17 protein-coding genes are annotated in these 19748 nt (G+C 40.8%); all 17 read right to left on the bottom strand.

The window, feature by feature from the left end; genetic code table 11:
* Positions 1–3 precede the first annotated feature (3 nt).
* Positions 4–2214: a DNA helicase PcrA gene (gene pcrA, locus BMY13_RS15840; protein WP_425445166.1), complete on the bottom strand. Its 2211-nt coding sequence runs from the start codon at positions 2212–2214 to the stop codon at positions 4–6.
* Between the two features lie 21 nt (positions 2215–2235).
* A complete protein-coding gene (pcrB, locus tag BMY13_RS15835; protein WP_245736129.1) occupies positions 2236–2928 on the bottom strand; it encodes a heptaprenylglyceryl phosphate synthase in 693 nt (230 codons plus the stop codon).
* A gap of 658 nt (positions 2929–3586) precedes the next feature.
* The gene (locus tag BMY13_RS15830; RefSeq protein ID WP_092505778.1) at positions 3587–3886 is read right to left on the bottom strand and encodes a YerC/YecD family TrpR-related protein; all 300 of its coding nucleotides are present in this window, start codon (positions 3884–3886) and stop codon (positions 3587–3589) included.
* Positions 3887–3907: 21 nt separating this feature from the next.
* Complete coding sequence (locus BMY13_RS15825; protein ID WP_092494376.1) at positions 3908–4972, bottom strand: DUF3048 domain-containing protein; 1065 nt, start codon at positions 4970–4972, stop codon at positions 3908–3910.
* 48 nt (positions 4973–5020) lie between these two features.
* Complete coding sequence (locus BMY13_RS15820; RefSeq protein WP_092505776.1) at positions 5021–6763, bottom strand: adenine deaminase C-terminal domain-containing protein; 1743 nt, start codon at positions 6761–6763, stop codon at positions 5021–5023.
* A 162-nt stretch (positions 6764–6925) separates the two neighbouring features.
* Complete coding sequence (gene purD / locus BMY13_RS15815; RefSeq protein WP_092505774.1) at positions 6926–8173, bottom strand: phosphoribosylamine--glycine ligase; 1248 nt, start codon at positions 8171–8173, stop codon at positions 6926–6928.
* 18 nt (positions 8174–8191) lie between these two features.
* Positions 8192–9715, bottom strand: coding sequence for a bifunctional phosphoribosylaminoimidazolecarboxamide formyltransferase/IMP cyclohydrolase (purH, locus tag BMY13_RS15810; protein WP_092505772.1), 1524 nt, complete (start codon positions 9713–9715; stop codon positions 8192–8194).
* A gap of 260 nt (positions 9716–9975) precedes the next feature.
* Positions 9976–10545, bottom strand: a complete 570-nt coding sequence (purN, locus tag BMY13_RS15805; protein WP_092505770.1) for a phosphoribosylglycinamide formyltransferase — start codon at positions 10543–10545, stop codon at positions 9976–9978.
* Entirely contained in the window at positions 10542–11561 is a 1020-nt protein-coding gene (gene purM / locus BMY13_RS15800) for a phosphoribosylformylglycinamidine cyclo-ligase (RefSeq protein ID WP_092505768.1), read from the bottom strand. The genes purN and purM overlap by 4 nt, the downstream gene beginning before the upstream one ends.
* 27 nt (positions 11562–11588) lie before the next feature.
* Entirely contained in the window at positions 11589–12998 is a 1410-nt protein-coding gene (gene purF, locus BMY13_RS15795) for an amidophosphoribosyltransferase (protein WP_092505916.1), read from the bottom strand.
* Positions 12974–15202: a phosphoribosylformylglycinamidine synthase subunit PurL gene (purL, locus tag BMY13_RS15790; protein WP_092505766.1), complete on the bottom strand. Its 2229-nt coding sequence runs from the start codon at positions 15200–15202 to the stop codon at positions 12974–12976. Before purL ends, purF begins: the two co-directional genes overlap by 25 nt.
* Positions 15186–15869: a phosphoribosylformylglycinamidine synthase subunit PurQ gene (gene purQ, locus BMY13_RS15785; RefSeq protein WP_092494384.1), complete on the bottom strand. Its 684-nt coding sequence runs from the start codon at positions 15867–15869 to the stop codon at positions 15186–15188. Before purQ ends, purL begins: the two co-directional genes overlap by 17 nt.
* Positions 15866–16117 carry a phosphoribosylformylglycinamidine synthase subunit PurS gene (gene purS / locus BMY13_RS15780; RefSeq protein ID WP_092505763.1) on the bottom strand — a complete coding sequence of 84 codons (252 nt, stop codon included), beginning with the start codon at positions 16115–16117 and terminating at the stop codon, positions 15866–15868. The genes purQ and purS overlap by 4 nt, the downstream gene beginning before the upstream one ends.
* Entirely contained in the window at positions 16114–16827 is a 714-nt protein-coding gene (gene purC / locus BMY13_RS15775) for a phosphoribosylaminoimidazolesuccinocarboxamide synthase (RefSeq protein ID WP_092505761.1), read from the bottom strand. The genes purS and purC overlap by 4 nt, the downstream gene beginning before the upstream one ends.
* Positions 16827–18128 (bottom strand): adenylosuccinate lyase, encoded by a 1302-nt coding sequence (gene purB / locus BMY13_RS15770; RefSeq protein WP_092505759.1) that lies wholly within the window; start codon positions 18126–18128, stop codon positions 16827–16829. The genes purC and purB overlap by 1 nt, the downstream gene beginning before the upstream one ends.
* Positions 18125–19255 carry a 5-(carboxyamino)imidazole ribonucleotide synthase gene (gene purK, locus BMY13_RS15765; RefSeq protein ID WP_092494388.1) on the bottom strand — a complete coding sequence of 377 codons (1131 nt, stop codon included), beginning with the start codon at positions 19253–19255 and terminating at the stop codon, positions 18125–18127. The genes purB and purK overlap by 4 nt, the downstream gene beginning before the upstream one ends.
* Positions 19242–19733 (bottom strand): 5-(carboxyamino)imidazole ribonucleotide mutase, encoded by a 492-nt coding sequence (purE, locus tag BMY13_RS15760; RefSeq protein ID WP_175476841.1) that lies wholly within the window; start codon positions 19731–19733, stop codon positions 19242–19244. The genes purK and purE overlap by 14 nt, the downstream gene beginning before the upstream one ends.
* Positions 19734–19748: the final 15 nt, after the last annotated feature.

The following is a 19748-nucleotide window of genomic DNA, read 5'->3' as shown; positions in this document are numbered from 1 at the left end:
TCCTTATTCTTTCGTAATTGGAGCGAATTTGGCTAACACACGTTTGATTCCCGTTGGTGCTGGAAAGGCGATATCCATTTCCATTGCTTCTCCTTCACCTTGAACCTTAACAACAGTACCAACACCCCACTTATTGTGTTTCGCTTTGTCACCTGGTCCCCATGATTCGCTTTCTGCACCAGTCGTATGCTGCATTTTTTCGGCACGTCGTTTAACAGGTGAAGGTTTATCTGGTGATTTTGAAATAGAACCATACATAGTAGCACGAGCCTGCTCAATTCCGTCTATGAGCTCTTCCGGAATTTCATTAATGAATCGGCTAATGGGATTCATATTTGTTCGGCCGTATAAGGTACGCATTTTTGCATGTGTTAAGTATAGCTGTTGTTCAGCTCGTGTAATTCCAACGTATGCTAAACGGCGTTCTTCTTCCATCTCATCATTATCAAACATCGATCTGCTGTGTGGAAACACATTCTCCTCCAAACCGATTAAAAAGACGACAGGAAATTCTAGGCCTTTGGCAGCGTGCAATGTCATTAAAGTAATCTTCTCTTCATTTTCAGAGTCTTCCTCATCATCAACACGATCTAAATCAGCTATCAATGCTAAGTCAGTCAAAAATGCAACAAGTGTCTTATCCTCACTAACCTTTTCGAAATCCTGTGTTACTGTTTTGAATTCTTCCAGGTTTTCAATACGACTTTGTGATTCTATTGTTCGTTCATTTTTCAGCACCTGTTCATAGCCTGTACGCTGTAAGATTGCTTCAACCATATCTGTCGCTGTTAAAAATTCCTGCTGCTGTGAGAGTGTTTTAATTAAATTACCAAATTCCGCTAGCGCATTTGCAGCCTTTTTTGGAACACCGGTAAAATCAACTTCTTTTACCGCTTGATAAAATGAAATATCATGCTGCGCGGAATAGGCACGCAATCTTTCTACAGATGTTTTTCCAATACCCCGTTTGGGTGCGTTAACCACACGTTCAAAGCTCAAATCATCATCAGGGTTTGTAATCAGCCGTAAGTAAGCAACCATATCCTTAATTTCTTTACGATCATAGAACTTTGTTCCGCCCACCATTTGATAGGCAATATTCGACTTCATAAAAGTATCCTCAACAGCACGTGATTGGGCATTTGTTCGGTATAATATCGATATATCATTCGGTGAAAAGCCTTCCTCACGTATTAATTCCTGGATTTTATCCGTTACAAATAATGCTTCCTCTTGTTCGGTTGCACCTTGAAAATAATGGATATTCTTGCCTTCTGCATTCTCAGTCCAAAGATTCTTCGGTTTCCGTCCTGAATTATGCTCAATTACTTTATTCGCTGCAGAAAGAATTGATTTAGTCGAACGGTAATTTTGTTCAAGAAAAACAGTTCTTGCTGACGGATAGTCTTTTTCAAATGACAAGATATTTGCAATATCAGCTCCACGCCAGCCATAAATAGATTGATCAGAATCCCCAACAACACATAGGTTCTGAAAACGATTTGCCAGCTGCTGCACTAAATAGTATTGGGCATGATTCGTATCCTGATACTCATCCACATGAATGTACTGAAATCTGCGCTGGTAATATTCCAATACTTCCGGAATCCTTTTGAATAAATGGATTGTCTGCATTATCAAATCATCAAAATCGAGTGATTGATTCTTTTGCAAGGTTTTCTGATATCTGTCATATACCTGTGAGACTTGCCGTTCGAAAAAGTCACCGACATTCTTGCTGTATTCCTCAGGTGTTATTAATTCATTTTTTACTGAACTAATCGATCCCAGCATTGCACGCGGCTCAAACTTTTTCGGATCAATATTAAGATCTTTTAGCGTTTGTTTGATAACAGATAATTGGTCACTGCTATCAAGAATAGTGAAGTTACGGCTATACCCTATCCGATCAATATCTTTTCGTAAAATACGTACACACATCGAGTGGAAGGTTGATACCCAAATTTGGCCACTTCCCATTCCAACAAGTTTATGTACACGTTCCTTCATTTCGCGTGCTGCTTTATTTGTAAATGTTATCGCCAGGACACTTTTTGGCGAAACTTCTTTTTCACGAAGCAAATAGGCAATACGGTGTGTAAGCACTCGTGTTTTACCACTTCCCGCTCCTGCCATAATAAGTAATGGTCCGTCTGTATGTTTAACAGCCTGTTGCTGTTCCTTGTTTAATCCACTTAGTAAGTCACCCATCATTTGACTCACAATGACACCACCTTAATCCATATCGTTAACTGCTTTAACAGTTTTTAATGCTTTTTTTATATCTGTATAAATGCTATTTCCAACTATTATCGTATCGGCATGTTCTTTCATTTCACGAGCTTGGAAACTGTTTTCAATACCTCCACCATAAAATAGTTTTGTGTTACTTAGTTGTTCCTTCACCTTTTTCACAAGTGACGGATCGCCATATGTACCACTGTATTCCATATAGAAAATCGGTAAATGGAAAACGCGCTCAGCCATGTATGCATATGCTGTCACATCGTCTTCATCTGGCATTTCACAGTTTGTTTTCGTAAAAGCCTTGGCTTCTTGATTTAAAATACAATAACCCTCTACAAACATTTCATTCCAGTCCATAATATCCTTATATTCCTTGATTGCTTGATGCTGCAAATCCATCATCCATTTTTTCTCGGTACTGTTGACAACCATTGGAATGAAATAGAAGTCAAATCCCGGTGTAACAGCATCCATGTTGGATATTTCTAAAGCACATGGAACTGTATGCCGGCGCACTCGTGAGAGCAAATCCAGCACTCCATCCAATGTAACATTATCAGTTCCTCCAACAATAACCGCGTCTGTACCAGATTCACATATCATATCCAGGTGCTCGTCCGATATTTCTTTAGCAGGATCCAGTTTAAATAAATGCTTCCATGTGTTCAATGTATAATTCAACGTCAAAATCCTCCATATTCAAAAATTGGATCAGCTCATTCAGCGTTATAGTATATCATTCTTAAAGTATACCAAAAATCAGGCATAGAAATTAGGATAAAGTTTAATGTTTTTGGGTTTTTTTAAGAAGGAGGCTAATAATGGGGAAAATAAGGATGGCTCTCTAACCACGCAGTTGGAATATACTCGCTTTCACCACTCTGGGTACAAAGGCGACATTTGCTCAATCTAACGCTTTCACAGTGTCTTCCTTAGCCGTGGGCTCACAGGAGTCTCGCATATTCCAACTGCTTGTTTAAATGGTTTCAAAATCTTGCTTTTTTCCGTCACAATATATATTTTGATTTATCAAGATAAAGAGGGCAAAGTCAAGCGCAGGAAACACTCGAAGACTCTTGCTCGTCACCGGCTAAAACCGGTCACGTCCTGTGACCAACGCCGGTACTAGAACATCCTGTTCATCGAAGCAACAGCTGAAGATCCCGCAGGAAGCGGTTTTTGCTTTCGAGGAAGCTGAAGCGTTGCCCTAAGGTGCGCGTAGTGTATTTCCGGAGCGGTGCTATAGCACTTAATTCTCTTCCACATTATGTCGCAGTCATTCATTAGAAACAATCTCTCAGAGAAAAATGCCGCTACCTCAACGAGATAGCGGCATTTGTTATTCTTCCTCGTCCATAATCCGATCTAAAACCAGCTGATAACCATCACTGCCAAAGTTAATACATCGCCGAACACGTGATATAGTAGCGGTTGAGGCATTCGTTTCCTTTTCGATAACATTGTATGTGTGACCTTCAGTTAACATTTTTGCAACTTGCAATCGCTGGGCAATAGAGTGTATTTCTGACATTGTTGCAATATCATCAAAAAATTTATAGCATTCCTCACGATTCTTAAGTGACAGAATAGCATCAAACATTTGATCTAACTGTTTTCCGCGTAGCTTATCAATTTGCACAACGAAACCCCCTGATTCATACTAATTCGATATATTTACAGATTGATCGATTCCTGGGCTTGATGGAACAACGTTGACCCATGTTTTACCTTGAACAAATTCAACTGGCTGACCATCCTTTACAGGGATTATTCGCCCGTCACGATTCTCCCATTGTACCTCCTGAACCTTTCCTTTATGAATAAGATACCCATTGCCGCCTGAAGTTATATCAATTGCTCGACGACCTGCGTCATCAATAACTTCATGATATGTCTCCACAATAAATATATTGTCAACCTGTATTGGCTCTTCAGAATTCAATTCAACAGTTTTCTTCCGATCGCTGTATCGTGTATATTTTTCATTTTTTTCATCATATTCATATTCAACAATTTCCATTGGGCTGTCAGAATACACAATTTCAACATGATTTGCTGCCTCACCTGAAATGTTTTTCGTTTTATCTTCTGATAAGAACGGTAGTGGCTTGTATGAATGTTTAACATCATATCCTTTTTGTGATGCTACGTCATATACTGCTCCAAATTGCAAATACGAATTATGCGGTGCACGTCGGAAAGATTCCCGTTTGAACAAGTGGCCGTCATTATCGTAAATAGCGCCATCTAAGTGTTCAATACCGCGCTTTTTAATCATATCATTTACGAAATTCGCTGCACCGTGATAAATATATAACGCGTCATACCTATCTGCCATTTCAAAATAATATTCACGCGCACTTCTTACCGGACCCACAACATCTGGCTTTTCGCTTTGAAACATAGCCAGTAAACGAGTGATTTTTCCTTCTGCCAAAAATTCAAACACTACATCTGCACTGGAAAGACCGGTTTGCGGTCGAGCTTTAGTATGATTATTAATCATAACACTGACTATGCGATCATTTACTTTTTGATCTGTTTTAATTCCTGTTAGTGGGAATGTATTTGATTTTTCAGCTTCCTTAGGATCCGGTACCTGATCTTTCTCTTCCACTGCGTTATCTTTTGTCCCATTATCTTCAGCTTCCTGCTTTTCGTCTGAACAAGCTGCAAGCAAGACGAACATTAACAATAACAGAAGGTAAAATAGTGCCTTCTTCATATCCCCACCTCTTTCTACTAAAATACTTATACTTTAATTCATTATACGCTATCGCATGTTAGCTGGGAAGAGGACTTCACGTTTCTTAACGTCCATAATTCCTTGTTGTGTAATGCGAATGTATGGAAGATGGGTTGAAGACAGGAATAAAATCGAATATATTGGGTCAGTAAAACGATAGCCAAATTCTTTCAGCAAGCTTTTTAGCTGCTTTTCTTTTTCCATTAATTCCTTCATTTCCCCAGCAAACATGCTTCCTGCCAACCGAAGTGGCAATTCAAAAATAATTTCACCTTGATGCACCAATACAATTCCTCCACCAAGCTCTTTAATGCGTTCCCAAGCAATAAGCATATCAGGTTTACTTTTACCGATAAAAACAAGATCACCTGTTGTCGAGAAGGAGCTTGCTAATGCACCTAATTGATTTGTAAATCCCCTAATCGCAGTATTGACACGCCATTTCCCTTTTCGATCTACTAATAAAAGAAATGCGTCATCGTATTTGTCTGATATTACATCAAGTGTTACGTCAGTTTCAATAGGATATGGATTAATAATTACCTCATTTACCATCTTTAGGCCGATTGGCACTGAAAATTGCAAGTCCTCCATCGTTAGATCCCAATCAAAAGTAAGTGGTTCTATTTCATATTTTCCCCAGTTAATTCTGGAAGTGTTGTTCTGTTCCTCATTATCTTTTAAAATCCATTCGCCCTTTGCTAAAACGCTTATTGGATGCGGGTTTGATTTTCCTTTAATAAAGTTAATGTTTGCAATTCGGCCTGGCGCAATACTTCCTAGCTCCTCATGCAACCCATAATGCTTAGCGACATTAATTGATGCCATACAATATGCATCCGCAACAGGAATACCCTTTTCAATGGCAATTTCTATACAAACATTCATTACTCCATTTTCATAGAATGAAGGGGTTGCTCCATCAGTTGTCATGGTAATATTATCAAAGGTTTGCAGGTTCTCTGCAAGAATTTCATCTATCAATTTTGGCAAGTCAGGGCGGATGGATGAATATCGCAAACCGACCTGATAGCCAAGCTGCAAACGTTTAATCGCTTCTTGTCCAGTCATTGCTTCATGTTCTGCAGAAATACCCAGCAATTTCATCTTCGTTAACGTCTTTTCGGAAGCCCCAGGCAAATGTCCTTCCATTGGCTTACCTAACCTTTTGGCCTCTTGAATCCAGTATAGCAGACGATCATCACCTGCAAGCAGACTTGGCCATGATGTCAGTTCTCCGCCTTGCAGGACTGATTCATGCTCCAACCAAGATAGTACATTTTCCGTACTGAAAAGCTCTTTCTCATCTTGCAATGCCGTTTGCGAATCGAACCGGGCCCACCAATACATCGAAATAGGCAGCCTATTAAACTCCTCTAATATAGAAAACGCTTTCTTTTTATCTAACAAAAAATTCCACATTAAGTTGTCGTTTATCAATGTAGTTGTTCCATATTTAGCCGCGTGAAAAGCAAGAGACTCCGGATTATACAGCTGGTATGGATGTGCATGCGGCTCCATGTATCCAGGTACAAGAAATAATCCTTCACAGTCTATCACTTCGGTAGTTATATTATTTTCAGGAAGTTTATCACCAACATAGACAATGCGATCGTTAAATATCCAAATGTTCGCACGTAACCATTGCTTCGTATATGTGTTTAAATATGTTCCATTTTTTAAAAGAATTGTTGGTGCAACTTTTCCATCTAGAACAGCAACATGTTCTCTCAGTTCACGGTTTCTCCAGTAATATCCATTTTGTAGCATATAGCAACGCTCCAATATATAATTTTTTCCATCTTAACATATTTTTCGCTTTAGAACTGTAAAGTTTTTGTATATTAAATTGAAAGTTTTGTGACGAGGGAGGTGAGGATGAACGAAAGCCCAAGTGCATATTTTGCTATCTTGGGCTCATTCCATTTTTACTTATTTTTTTCCGATATCTCTTCGATAAAAAAATTCATTTGATAAGGCAAGAGAATCTAAACATTTATATGAATCTTCTACTGCGTTTGATAAGTTCGAACCTTTTGCCCCTACTAGAAGAACTCTTCCACCCTCTGAAACAAGGCCTGAGTCTGTTTTCCTTGTTCCGGCCTGAATAACAAATCCGCCTGCGCATGGCTGTATTCCAGTTAGCGGAATTTCCTTTTTATATGAACCTGGATAGCCCTTTGCTGCAACTACAACTCCTGTACAGCTTTTTTCTTCCCATTCTAGAGCTGGATCCTCTCCATTCATCACATCCAGAAAAACTTGCAGGAGGTCATTTGTTAATAACGGTAGTACTACTTGGGTTTCAGGATCACCGAAGCGCATATTGAACTCGATTACTTTTGGTCCATTTTCAGTCATCATCAAACCTGCATACAGGATTCCTGTGAATGGTCGTCCTTCATCCATTAATCCATCAGCTGTTTTTTGAAGAATTTTGTCTACTGTATAATCCAAGGTTTCTTGTGAGATATCCTGGACGGGAGCATAAGCACCCATACCACCGGTGTTTGGCCCTTGATCATTGTCATGTGCCCGTTTGTGGTCACGAGCTGGAATCATCGGATACACGTTACTTTCATGGACAAATGCCATTAGCGAAAATTCCTTCCCAATAAGGCATTCTTCAATTACTACTGTAGCACCCGCTTCAGCAAAAGCTTTATTGACCAGCATTTCGTCAACAGCTTCAATTGCTTCCTTATCAGTTTCAGCAACAACAACCCCTTTTCCAGCTGCAAGTCCGTCCGCTTTAACTACAATCGGTGCACCTTTTGTTTCAATATATTTTTTCGCATCATAGGCATCAGTAAAACTAGCATGTTCAGCTGTTGGAATATCATATTTTCGCATAAATGATTTCGCAAAACGCTTACTACCTTCTAATAAAGCTGCTTCCTTTGTCGGGGCAAAAATAGACAGGTTTTCTTCCTGAAATCGATTAGCAATCCCTGCCAGTAATGGGTTCTCTGGTCCGACAATCGTGAGGTCGATAGCATTTTCTTTTGCAAATTCAACTAGACGATCGATATCCATTTCTGAAATATTAACACATGTGGCTAATTCAGCAATTCCTCCATTACCTGGAGCCGCATATAACTGATTGATATTATTGTTTTTGGCTAAATCAATCACGATACTGTGCTCACGTCCGCCTCGTCCGACAACTAATATATTCATTAATAACACCCTTTATGTTTAATGTTTAAAATGCCGCATCCCTGTATATACCATGGAAATTCCGTATTTGTTACACATATCAATCGATTCCTGATCACGCTTGGATCCGCCTGGCTGAATTACTGCTGTTATGCCAGCTTTTGCTGCTATCTCAACAGTGTCTGGCATTGGGAAAAATGCATCTGATGCCATTACTGCATCTTTTGCCTTCTCTTCAGCCTGTTCAAGCGCAATATCTGCAGCTCCTACGCGATTCATTTGCCCTGCACCAACACCAACCGTTTGCAGTCCTTTAGCCAGAACGATTGCATTTGACTTCACATGCTTAACTGCTTTCCAAGCAAATAACAGGTCCTTGATTTCATCCTCAGAAGGTTTTTTATCCGTTGGAAATGTAAGGTCCTTTTGTTCTACCTCTGCGTCATCATTACTTTGAATTAACACGCCGCCTTTTATCGTTGTCAGCTTGTGATAGGTTGACTGCTCATTAACCATTGCCAATTCAAGCAATCTTATATTTTTCTTATTCGTTAAAACAGCTAGTGCGTCGTCGGTAAATTCCGGTGCAATAACAATCTCCAGAAAAATTCCGCTCAATTGGGTTGCTAACTCAACATCAATTTTACGGTTGCAAGCAACAATCCCTCCAAAAATAGAAACAGGATCAGCTTCATATGCCTTGGAGAAAGCTCGGTTAATCCCCTCTGCAACACCAATTCCACATGGATTCATATGCTTCACGGCCACTGCAGTAGGGCTTCCATATTCAGCAATTATTTCAAGGGCTGCATTTGCGTCCTGTATATTGTTATAGGAAAGCTCTTTTCCATGTAATTGTTTTGCTGAAGCCAGACTCATTGCGGTTTCAGTTGGATTTTTATAAAATGCGGCTGTTTGATGTGGGTTTTCTCCATAACGTAAGGTCTGCGCCTTTTCATATGTAACGGTATAATTCTCAGGAAAAGCATCCTCGGTAAAATAACTAGCAATCATTGAATCATATTGTGCTGTATGCCGAAATACTTTTGCAGCAAGCTTTTTCCGTTCCATTTTGTCTAACCTATTCTCTTGTAAAGATTTCAGAGTGCTATCGTAGTCATCTGGATCGACAACAACCGTTACATCCGCAAAACTTTTTGCAGCAGCACGTAACATTGTAGGTCCACCAATATCAATGTTTTCAATGACTTCTTCTTCAGTTACATCCAATTGATCAAACGTTTGTTTAAATGGATAAAGGTTAACCACCACCATATCAATTAGATCAATGTCACTTTCTGTAAGCTGCTTCTGATGATCAGCATTATCGCGTTTCGCAAGTAACCCCGCATGAATTATCGGATGCAATGTTTTTACACGGCCACCCAGCATTTCCGGAAAACCTGTTACATCTTCTACTGCAGTAGCCTGAATACCTGCTTCAGTTAATTTATTCAGCGTACCACCTGTTGAAATAATTTCATAATCTAAATCAACTAGACCTTTGGCAAAATTGGTAATATTAGCTTTGTCAGATACGCTAATAAGTGCTCTTTTTTTCATATGGTTAGCTCCTCACTTATTGGATGTTATGTTCGTTGTGGATGCTTGTCGCTCGAGTTCGGGTGCTTGTCGCTCGAGTTTCGGTGCTTCTCGCTCGAGTTCAGGTGCTTCTCGCTCGGGTTCAGGTGCTTCTCGCTCGGGTTCAGCGGCTTGTCGCTCGAGTTTTGGTGCTTCTCGCTCGGGTTCGGGTGCTTCTCGCTCGAGTTCGGGTGCTTCTCGCTCGAGTTGAGCGGCTTGTCGCTCGAGTTTACTTCCTCACACTATTCCTTCATCAACCTATTGATAATTTTTGGGTACAACCTGTGTTCCACTTGCTGGATTCTATCTTTCAACGTGTCTTCTGTGTCATCGCTGAAAACTTCTACCGATTCCTGTGCGATTACCGGTCCAGTATCAATTCCTTCATCAATATAGTGAACAGTTACACCAGTATTACTAACACCTGCTTTATAGGCTTGACCAATAGCATCTTTTCCAGGGAAATCTGGAAGCAATGACGGATGAATATTAATTATCTTATTTTCATAGCCGTTTAATAGAGTTGGTCCAACAATTCGCATGTATCCGGCTAAAAATATCCATGAGATGTCTGCTTGTTGCATCCTACGTACAACTTCCTTCTCGTAATCGGATTTAGAAGCATACTTCTTGGGGTCAAAAACGAACGTCGGGACACCGAACCTTTCCGCTTTTTCTAGTACACTGGCACCAGGTTTATCACAAACAAGTAGCGAAACATCACACAGAAGGTCGTTTTTTTCCATGATTGCCTGAAAATTACTGCCTGAACCTGATGCGAATACAGCAGCTCTTATCTTATTCTTATTCATGATGTAAAATGCACCCCTTCGTTTGATGTAACCTTCCCTATAACGGAGGCTGTTTCCCCTTGTTCCTGTAAGCAATTTAATACGTCATCAACATCTTCCTGAGCAATGACGATTGCCATACCAATTCCCATGTTAAATACGCTGTACATATCCTCATCAGGAATATCACCCTGCTTTTGCAAAAAAGAAAATATCGCGGGACGTTGCCAGCTTGAATGATTAATCTCTACTCCAAGTCCTTCAGGCAACATGCGTGGCAGATTTTCGTAAAAACCTCCACCTGTAATATGTGAAATTCCTTTGATTGATATTTTTTTCATGACAGCAGAAACTGCCTTTGCATAAATCCTGGTAGGAGTTAACAGTGTATCTCCTAGTGACTCTGACAGCCCTTCATATATTTTCGTTAAATCAAGATCCTCTACTAGTTTCCTTACCAATGAATAGCCATTCGAGTGAATTCCACTTGACGCCAATCCAATAATGGCATCACCAGAAGTAATTTCGTCCCCTGTAATTAAACGGGACTTTTCAGCAATGCCTACTGTAAAACCTGCCAAGTCATATTCATCATCACTATACATACCGGGCATTTCAGCAGTCTCACCACCAATTAAGGCTGCACCTGCATCAACACACCCATTGGAAATTCCAGAAACAATTTGCTCGATCATTTCGGGGTTGTTCTTACCGCATGCTATATAGTCCAGGAAAAATAACGGCTGTGCACCTTGTGCAACAATGTCATTGACACACATAGCAACAAGATCTTCGCCAACTGTATCATGCTTTCCTAATTGGAAGGCCAGTTTCAGTTTGGTTCCGACGCCATCGGTCCCTGAAACCATAACAGGTTCTTTGTAATTGAATGAGGATAGCTCAAACAAACCAGCAAATGCCCCAATACCGCCCAGTACTTCCGGCCGGGATGTTTTGGCTACATGCTTTTTCATTCGTTCAACGGCTTCATATCCCTTATTAACATCGACACCGGCATTTTTATAAACGTTTGACATGTTTGACACATCCTCCAGTAAAAATTATTAACATCTCGTATAAGAAATTTCAGTTTGACCGCTTTCTTTTACAGGATAATTTCCTGTCATACATGCAGCACAAATTCCTTGATGGAGTGTTTTATCTTTTATGATTGCTTTTTCTAATCCATCAATCGATAAATAAGAAACACTTTCAGCACCAATAATTTCACAAATTTCATCAATGGAGTTGTTCGCTGCAATTAACTCTTTTCGTGTTGACATGTCAATACCGTAATAGCACGGATTTTGAATAGAAGGTGAAGCAATTCGAACGTGAACTTCTTTCGCACCGGCTTCTTTGAGCATTTGAACAATTCGTCTGCTTGTCGTTCCGCGAACAATTGAATCATCTATCATCACAATACGTTTTCCTTCAACAATTCCACGTACTGGTGCAAGCTTCAGTTTCACACCTTGTTCACGCAGCTCCTGGGAGGGCTGGATAAATGTTCTTCCAACATAACGGTTTTTGATGATTCCCATCTCATAAGGAAGTCCGCTTTCTTCGGCAAATCCAATCGCAGCAGAAATGCTGGAATCCGGAACACCAATTACCATATCTGCCTCAGCAGGAGACTCCTTGGCAAGCTCCATTCCCATCCGTTTTCTGGAAGCATGAACATTCACTTCATTTAAGTCACTGTCCGGTCTCGATAAATAAACATACTCCATCGCGCACATTCTACGTTGCTCACGCATTGCAAAACGGGTTGATTCTACTCCTTTATCACTAATCGTTACAAGCTCCCCTGGTAACACTTCACGGATAAAAGTAGCTCCGATTTGGTCGAATGCGCACGTTTCAGATGCAACAACATAAGCATCTCCAAGTTTTCCAATCGATAAAGGCCTGATTCCGCTTGGGTCAAGCGCGGCAAACATTTTATCTTCTTTTAAAATTAAATAAGCATATGCTCCAACAACTTTATTTAGCGCACTGGAGATAGATTCCTCATTCGTTTCCATACCATTTCGTCTTATTAAATGAGCAAGTACTTCTGTATCGGAAGAAGTTTGTAAAATACTTCCTTCGTCCTCAAGCTCTCCTCGCAGTTTTTGTTCGTTCATGAGATTCCCATTATGTGCTAAAGCCATACTCCCTGTTTGGGAACGGAACAGTAATGGCTGGACATTTTCGACTCCCTTTCCACCTTGTGTGGAGTAACGAACATGCCCAACAGCCACATTTCCTGTCAGTTCGGAAAAATTCGCATGCTTGAACACGTCGTTGACTAAACCCAACCCTTTATGGGCTTTTAATTCCATGCCATCATTTACAACAATCCCAGCACCTTCCTGTCCGCGATGCTGCATCGAATGCAGTCCATAATACGTAAGTTCTGCTGCCCTTTCATGACCCCAAATTCCAAATACACCGCATTCTTCGTTTATGCCTTTGATTTCAGCAAGCATGGAATAGCTCCTTTCCATAATTCGTGAAGTGCTCTAGCATCTTCCTCAATAACAACCCTGTCTTTGGTTCGGACGATAAATTGAGCATTAGCCGTTACAGATCCAACCTCTGTTGCATGATCGATTATGTTTTCAAACTGCTCTTTATCCTCAGGTTTAACAGTGACAAGAAATCTCGATTGTGACTCGCTGAATAATGCAGCAGTTGGATTTCCAGAGACTTCCACATCTACTCCTAGTCCTTTTTCGTTAAAAGTACCCTCAGCTAGCGCTACGCCCAATCCTCCCTCAGCCAAATCATGGGCTGAATGAACAATGCCTTGCCGGATGGCTTTCAGCAACTGCTTCTGACGTTCCGCTTCTATTTGTAAATCAATTGATGGAGCTTTTCCTTCGTATTTTCCTTGAATAATATTCTGCAGCTCACTGCCGCCAAACTCAGCCTTTGTATCGCCAATCAAGTAAACGGAGTCCCCTGCCTGTTGGAAAAAGCTTGGTGTAAGATGTTCTAGCGATTCGATTAATCCGACCATCCCAACGACCGGCGTCGGAAAAATTGAATTTCCTTTAGACTGGTTATATAATGATACATTGCCGCTTATAACTGGCGTATCGAGAATTCGGGAAGCTTCACTCATCCCCTCAACACTCTTTTCCATTTGCCAAAAGACTTCCGGATTAGTTGGGTTGCCAAAATTTAAGCCATCCGTTAAGCCTAATGGACGAGCTCCCGAACAAACTAAGTTCCGTGTCGCCTCTGCAACCGCAATTTTCCCGCCAGTTTCTGGATCCAGGTAAATATAACGGGAATTACAATCGGTCGTAATTGCTAAGGCTTTATCTGTTCCTTTAATACGTACAACAGCTGCATCCGATCCAGGCGTTACAACTGTGTTCGTTTGAACCATTGAGTCGTATTGGTCATACACCGATTCCTTGCTTGCGATAGTAGGCTGCTGCAGAAGTTGTTTTAACATTTCAGCATGATTTTCGACTTTGGGAATTTCGTTTTTCATTTCTTGAAATGCTTTCACATATGACGCTTTCTTTGATGGCATCTGATAAACTGGAGCTTCCTCTGCAAGTGCATCAACTGGAATATCTGCAACAAGTGAGCCATGCTGTTTAAGGCGAAATACCTTTTCCTTAATAACCTCACCAACTGCTGTTGCCGCAAGTCCGTATTTTTCGAATATATCAATAATTTCCTGTTCACCTCCCTGTTTCACAACAAGCAGCATCCGTTCTTGGGATTCAGAAAGCATTAATTCATATGCATTCATATTTTGCTCGCGCTGCGGTACAAGGTCCAAATTCATTTCCAATCCAGTCCCAGCCTTACTCGCCATTTCGCTTGCAGACGATGTAAGTCCTGCCGCTCCCATATCCTGCATTCCTACTAATGCATCAGAATGGATAACTTCCAGGCATGCCTCAATTAATAGTTTTTCCATAAAAGGATCGCCAACCTGTACTGCCGGACGATCTTTATCCGAATCCTCAGCTAAGTCACCTGAAGCAAATGTTGCGCCATGGATACCGTCTCTTCCTGTTGCTGCTCCAGCATAAATTACTGTATTCCCAACACCTGATGCGATCCCCTTTTGAATTTCATCGTGATTTATCAATCCAATACACATTGCATTTACAAGCGGGTTATCCTCATAGCTATCATCAAACTGCACCTCTCCACCAACAGTTGGAACACCGACACAGTTGCCATAACCTGCAATGCCATGAACGACTTCCTGGAACAGGTACTTAACACGGTCTGTTGTCAGATTGCCAAAGCGCAATGAGTTCATCAAAGCAATCGGCCTTGCTCCCATTGAAAATACATCTCGGATAATACCGCCAACTCCAGTGGCAGCACCTTGGTATGGTTCAACTGCCGATGGATGATTATGGCTTTCTATTTTAAAAACAACCGCCTGATCATCCCCGATATCGATGACGCCAGCACCTTCACCTGGCCCCTGCAGAACATGGGGACCCTTAGTTGGGAACTTACTTAACAGTGGCTTTGACGTTTTATAGCTGCAATGTTCCGACCACATGACGGAAAATATTCCAGTCTCGGTAAAGTTCGGTCTACGTTTTAGAATATTTTTTACCATGTCATACTCTTGGTCACTTAACCCCATATCCAGGTATAACTTTTCCTGTTCGATTTTCACCGGGCTGATATTACCTGTTAACAGCATAGGATTCCCTCCAATTTTTGACTACTGACTGAAATAATCTAAGTCCATCATCACTGCCCAACAGCTCTTCAACTGCCCGCTCCGGATGTGGCATCATACCAAGAACATTACTTTGTTTATTGGTAATTCCGGCAATATCTGCAACCGACCCGTTTGGATTATTTTCGTACGTAAAAACGATTTGATCATTTGCTTTTAAATCGGCTAATGTCTGTTCATCGCAAAAATAGTTTCCTTCACCATGAGCAATTGGAAAACGAACGATTTCTCCCTTTTCATATCCTGTAGTAAATTGGGTTTGATTGTTCGCCACAACCAATGGCTCCTGATGGCACATGAATGCAAGATTTTTATTACGGAGCATTGCCCCTGGCAAAAGCCCTGCTTCAAGTAAAATTTGGAATCCATTACAAACGCCTAAAATCGGCTTGCCTTTTTCAGCATGTGCTTTAATCTGCTGCATCACATTTGACGTTGAAGCAACCGCACCTGAGCGAAGGTAGTCTCCATACGAAAATCCACCAGGCAAAAGAACTCCGTCATAGTTTTCGAGATTGCTATTTTCATACCAGACTAAATCAGCATCTGCTTTCAGAACATCTTTGGCAGCATGATACATATCACGATCACAATTTGAACCCGGAAAAACGATTACAGCAAACTTCACGATTGGACAGCCTCCTCCACATTAAAGCGATAATCTTCAATTACCGGATTTGCCAAAAGTTTGTCGCACATTGCTTTGACACGTGCTTCAATATCAGCATCATCTTCCATGTGCAATTCAATGTACTTACCCACTCGAGCTTCTTCTACTTCCGGAAATCCTAATGAATGTAACGATGTTTGAATTGCCTTCCCCTGAGGGTCAAGCACACCTTGTTTTAACGTAACGTGCACAGTAACTTTTTTCATGATTTTGCCTCCAATCGCTGAAAAATTTCCTGATATACTTCGAGCAAATCACCAGTACCTTGGCGAAATACATCCTTATCCAATTTTTCATGTGTAGTACTATCCCAAAGTCTGCATGTGTCTGGCGAGATTTCGTCTGCAAGCACAATACAGCCACTTGCTAAGCGTCCAAATTCAAGTTTAAAATCTACCAATTCAACTTCTATTTCCTTGAATACCGCAGTTAACTGCTTGTTTATTTCCAATGCTTTCTCTTTTATTTCCTGTAGTTCAGTGGATGTGACATTACTTAAGTAAAGCGCGTGCTCATCATTAATTAACGGGTCACCCAATTCATCGTTTTTATAAAAAAGTTCAATAATCGGCTGGTTAAATTTTGTTCTCTCTTCAATCCCCAGACGCTTTGTAATACTTCCTGTTGCCAGGTTACGTACAACAACTTCCAATGGAATGATTTCTGTTTGATGGACAAGCTGTTCTGTTTCACTTAATCTTTCAATAAAATGAGTCTGAATATTTTTGTCATGAAGAAGTGGAAAAATAAGTGACGATATATCATTGTTCAATTGACCTTTGCCTGTAAACGACGCCTTCTTCTCTCCATTAAAAGCTGTTGCATCGTTTTTGTAAGCCAGCACTAGTTGTCCTGGTTTATCCTTTGCCTGGTAGACACGCTTTGCTTTTCCCTCATATAACAGATCAGCTTTCATCATTTCACCTCAAGTCCGATTCGGTTGAAAATTGCATCCACATTTTTAAGGTGGTACGTATAATCAAAACAATCATCGATTTCAGCCTGTGACAGTTTCGTACTAATCTGTTCGTCAGCCTCAACCAACTGCTTAAAATGAGTTTCAGTCTCCCATGCATGCATTGCCTTTGGCTGTACAATGTCATAAGCAGCTTCACGAGCCATACCTTTTTCAATTAATGCCAGAAGCACACGCTGTGAAAAAATAACGCCATGTGTTTTATCAATATTACGTTTCATGTTTTCCGGGAAAACGGTTAGCTTTTTAACAATGTTAGAAAAGCGATTCAGCATATAGTTCAAAGCAATTGTTGAATCTGGCAAAATTACGCGTTCTGCTGAAGAATGGGAAATATCGCGTTCATGCCATAACGAAACATTTTCGAATGCTGTTACCATTTGACCACGTAAGACCCTGGCCATCCCGGTCATGTTTTCTGATCCAATTGGGTTACGTTTATGCGGCATTGCGGAAGATCCCTTTTGACCCTTAGCAAAGAACTCTTCAACCTCGCGCGTTTCTGTCTTCTGCAGGCCACGGATTTCAGTAGCAAATTTCTCGATTGATGTTGCAGCAAGCGTGACTGCAGATACATATGCAGCATGACGATCACGTTGTAATGTCTGAGTTGAGACAGGTGCTGGAGTCAGACCAAGTTTTTCACAGACATACTGTTCAACGAATGGATCAATATTTGCATAAGTGCCAACTGCACCTGAAAGTTTCCCGAACTCCACGCCTTTTGCAGCCATTTCAAAGCGCTCCAAATTTCGTGTCATCTCCTCATACCAAAGAGCCAATTTCAAGCCAAATGTTGTAGGCTCAGCATGGACGCCATGTGTTCTTCCCATCATGACAGTATGTTTATGTTCGATAGCTTTATTTTTCAGTATTTCAATAAATGCATGAAGGTCTTTTCGGATGATTTCATTTGCTTGTTTCAATTGATAGGATAGTGCCGTATCTACTACATCTGTAGAGGTTAAGCCGTAATGCACCCATTTGCGTTCATCACCAAGCGTTTCTGACACAGCACGCGTAAATGCAACAACATCATGTCGTGTTTCCTGTTCAATTTCATAAATCCGCTCAAGGCTAAATGATGCATTTTGACGAATCTTTTTCACATCCTCAGCTGGAATAGCTCCCAGTTCACTCCAGGCTTCACATGCTAAAATTTCCACCTCAAGCCATGCGTTGAACTTATTTTCCTCTGTCCAGATTGCACCCATTTCTTCTCGTGTATAACGTTCAATCATTTTTTTGCCTCCTCATATGCAGTAAGTCTTGCACGGACATCATCCTGTGTTTTTTCAATAAAAGTAATGTGCCCCATTTTACGTTTAGCCTTCACGCCTTCTTTCCCATACAAATGAACAAAGCCGTTATCCAGTCCAGGCAACATTCGTAAAACATCATTCATATCGTCACCAAGTATATTTACCATTCCAGCAGGCTGCAGCAATGTAATTGGCATTAGACTTAACCCGCAAATTGCTCGAATATGCTGCTGAAATTGTGAAATATTACATGCTTCAATGGTGTAGTGTCCAGAATTGTGCGGTCTTGGTGCCATTTCATTGAGAAAAATATCTTCATCCTTAACGAACATTTCAAGCGCAAATGTACCGACGATGTTCATTTTTTCTGCAAGTACTTTTGCAGCATCGACAGCTTTTCCATTAACGGTTTCACTAATCAGCGCTGGTACCGTTGTTTGATATAAAATGTGGTCTTGATGCTTATTCTCTGCAATTGGAAAAAAAGTAATATCACCTGACTTTGTACGGGTGAAAACGACTGAAATCTCTTTATCAAACGGTATCCACTGTTCGATAATGCATGTGCTATTTTGATCAGCAAATTCACAAGCTGCCGTAATATCGTCTATTGAATTTAGTTTAAGCTGTCCTTTGCCATCGTAACCGCCACTGCATGTTTTAATTACTGCTGGAAATGACATAGTTTTCAAAGCTTTATTCGCATCTTCACCATTTGAGACTATTGAAAAATCAGGTACTGGCAAGTTTGCATCCTTCATGATTGTTTTCTCTTTTTCCCGGTTTTGGGTGACTTCCAAAGGGTATGCTCCTTGTGGCAGTTTACCATGCTGCTCGATATATCCCGCAGCATCAAGATCAACATTTTCAAATTCATATGTCACAACATCACTTAGTTCTGATAACTTCTTAATACCATTCATATCATCATAGGGTGCAGTGATTTGCTGATCTGCTACCTGAGCAGTTGGACAGTTTGGTGTTGGATCAAGGACTGCAACTTTATATCCCATATATTTTGCAGCAATTGCCATCATACGCCCAAGCTGTCCGCCGCCAATGATTCCGATTGTTTGAGGTGGGATGATTACCTTATTCTTTTGCAAGATCTTCCCTCATTTCTGCAACATTTGCTTGTAATTCTTTACGATATGTCTCCAGTCTTTCTGCTACCTTTTCTTCAAAAGATCCAATAATTTGGGCGGCAATAATTCCTGCGTTTTTCGCACCTGAATCGCCAATTGCAACCGTTGCAGTTGGCACCCCGCCAGGCATCTGCACGATAGAAAGAAGCGAATCCAGACCATTTAGTGCTTTACTCTGGATCGGAACACCAATAACAGGTAACGTCGTTTGAGCTGCAATCATTCCAGGTAAATGCGCTGCACCACCTGCTCCAGCAATGATTACCTTCAAACCACGTTCGCGTGCGGATTTGGCATACGTAAACATTTCATCTGGCGTACGATGAGCTGAAATCACATCCTTCTCATATGGAATGTCTAGCTTACTCAACATATCGCAGGCATGCTGCATTGTTTCCCAATCTGATATACTTCCCATTATCACACCAACTTGAACCATCAAATCCCTCTCTCC

Origin of the sequence: Virgibacillus subterraneus, from assembly GCF_900110695.1 — a bacterium.
Lineage (GTDB): Bacteria > Bacillota > Bacilli > Bacillales > Amphibacillaceae > Lentibacillus > Lentibacillus subterraneus.
This window is presented reverse-complemented; position numbering and strand designations above follow the sequence as displayed.

Excerpts from the sequence above, each read along its gene's own strand:
- BMY13_RS15825 (WP_092494376.1), bottom strand. The coding sequence starts at position 4,972 with ATGAAGAAGGCACTATTTTACCTTCTGTTATTGTTAATGTTCGTCTTG.
- pcrA (WP_425445166.1), bottom strand. The coding sequence starts at position 2,214 with ATGATGGGTGACTTACTAAGTGGATTAAACAAGGAACAGCAACAGGCT.
- purE (WP_175476841.1), bottom strand. The coding sequence starts at position 19,733 with ATGGTTCAAGTTGGTGTGATAATGGGAAGTATATCAGATTGGGAAACA.
- purC (WP_092505761.1), bottom strand. The coding sequence starts at position 16,827 with ATGAAAGCTGATCTGTTATATGAGGGAAAAGCAAAGCGTGTCTACCAG.
- purL (WP_092505766.1), bottom strand. The coding sequence starts at position 15,202 with ATGCTGTTAACAGGTAATATCAGCCCGGTGAAAATCGAACAGGAAAAG.
- purN (WP_092505770.1), bottom strand. The coding sequence starts at position 10,545 with ATGAATAAGAATAAGATAAGAGCTGCTGTATTCGCATCAGGTTCAGGC.
- BMY13_RS15820 (WP_092505776.1), bottom strand. The coding sequence starts at position 6,763 with ATGCTACAAAATGGATATTACTGGAGAAACCGTGAACTGAGAGAACAT.
- purS (WP_092505763.1), bottom strand. The coding sequence starts at position 16,117 with ATGAAAAAAGTTACTGTGCACGTTACGTTAAAACAAGGTGTGCTTGAC.
- purM (WP_092505768.1), bottom strand. The coding sequence starts at position 11,561 with ATGTCAAACGTTTATAAAAATGCCGGTGTCGATGTTAATAAGGGATAT.
- purH (WP_092505772.1), bottom strand. The coding sequence starts at position 9,715 with ATGAAAAAAAGAGCACTTATTAGCGTATCTGACAAAGCTAATATTACC.
- purD (WP_092505774.1), bottom strand. The coding sequence starts at position 8,173 with ATGAATATATTAGTTGTCGGACGAGGCGGACGTGAGCACAGTATCGTG.
- purB (WP_092505759.1), bottom strand. The coding sequence starts at position 18,128 with ATGATTGAACGTTATACACGAGAAGAAATGGGTGCAATCTGGACAGAG.
- purF (WP_092505916.1), bottom strand. The coding sequence starts at position 12,998 with ATGCTTGCTGAAATCAAAGGCATAAACGAAGAATGCGGTGTATTTGGA.